Genomic DNA, 1,452 nt, shown 5'->3' on the forward strand with positions numbered 1-1,452 from the left:
CTGGGGTGCTGGCGAGGGGGGTGCTGCCCCGGGGTGTCAGGGGAAAGGTAGCGGCGATGCCCCGGAGCAGCGGGCGGACTGCGCGCTGGGAGATTTTCGTCTGCGCCTGGCCCCGCAGCCGGTATTGCAGGCACAGTTTCTGCCTGAAGGTCTTGAGGGGACCGTACGCCGCATTCTGGAAGCGCACGGTTTTGCGGATTGTGAACTGCTGGTCGGGCAGGGCGTCAGCGGTTTTTTTGACAGATCGGCCGTGTTGCCCGGACGGTAGCAGGTCCGTGATATGGCGCAGCCGAAACGCCTGCGTGTTTTTTCGCCCTGCGCGCCGCTCCCCCCATTACGCGGCACTGGACTTTGCGCCCAAAAGGGCCTATGAATACCCACTTTATATCAATGGGGCTTACCCCGGAGGGAATTATGGCTCATAAGAAAATCGAACGTAAGAAAGAACTGGACCGTCGCCGTCATCGCCGCGCAGAGCGCCTCAAGCAGCGCGTGCGTGAAGCCAAGGCTGCTGCCAAGGCGTAACTGTTTCTGGATAGCCGGCTGCCGTAAAACGTTTTTTTCGTTCAGCGGGGTCAGGGGAAAGGCCGGGTGCGCCGCTTCAGGCGCGTTGCCGGGACTTTTCCGGCATTCCGCAAAGCTCCGTCTTTGTGCGGCTGTTGCACTGCTGAACGGTAAGAAGGCGCGCCGGTTTTTTTCAGGCCCCTTGGGCCTGCCGGGGGCTGCTCTCATGCAGCCCTCTTGCAACGTAGGCAAGTCGAGACTGGCCGGGATCGCTTCCGGCAGTCTTTTTGCATGCGCATTGCCCAGAGACATTGCCGCATGCGCTTGCTCTGTTGCGCGCGGGGCCTGCCCGGAATGCCTGCCCGGAATGCCCGGGGCGCGGCAGTTTTGCCGCAGTGGCGGGCCGGGTTTTTCTGTCAGGCGCTTTTCGCCGGAAGAACATTTGTTGCTGCAGATGCATAAATGCTCCGGCGCCGCATAGAAAAGCAGCACCCGCTGAACGGTGCGGGCTTTGTCGCGGGCGCGCTTTGCGGCGGACGCTCTTTGGTGAAGTGGGTACGCTTCGTCAATGCCGCCCCGAACGCGCTGGGCGCTCATATGCCATGCGTCTGCGGGGGCTGCCGCTGTAACCATCAAAATCAATCTGCGCTAGTGTGATCATGCCTATTTACGAATATCAGTGTTCCAAGTGTCGGCACAGGTTTGAGGAGTGGGTAAAGACTCCCTCGGATCAGGGCGAAGAGCCTTGCCCCAAGTGCGGCGCGGCCTCTCCGCGCATAATGTCGCAGACATCCTTTGTGCTCAAGGGGGGCGGCTGGTACGTTGACGACTACGGCTATCGCAAGGGCATAAAAGAAGAAGGCGGGTCTTCCGAAGCGTCTTCCTCTGCCCCGTCTTCAGAAGCCGCGGCTGCCCCGGCCACACCTGCCACGCCTGCCGCACCTGCAC

The 1,452-nt window shown here is 61.5% G+C and carries 1 protein-coding gene and 1 pseudogene; both read left to right on the forward strand.

Annotated features, from left to right (window positions below):
- Positions 1-268: pseudogene (locus tag V6C16_RS13195) on the forward strand (hypothetical protein); the annotation flags it as partial.
- An 895-nt stretch (positions 269-1,163) separates the two neighbouring features.
- On the forward strand, positions 1,164-1,452 hold a 289-nt coding region (locus V6C16_RS13200), incomplete at its 3' end, for an FmdB family zinc ribbon protein (protein ID WP_333543429.1).

Source organism: Desulfovibrio sp. 1188_IL3213 (genome assembly GCF_036763145.1).
Lineage (GTDB): Bacteria > Desulfobacterota > Desulfovibrionia > Desulfovibrionales > Desulfovibrionaceae > Desulfovibrio.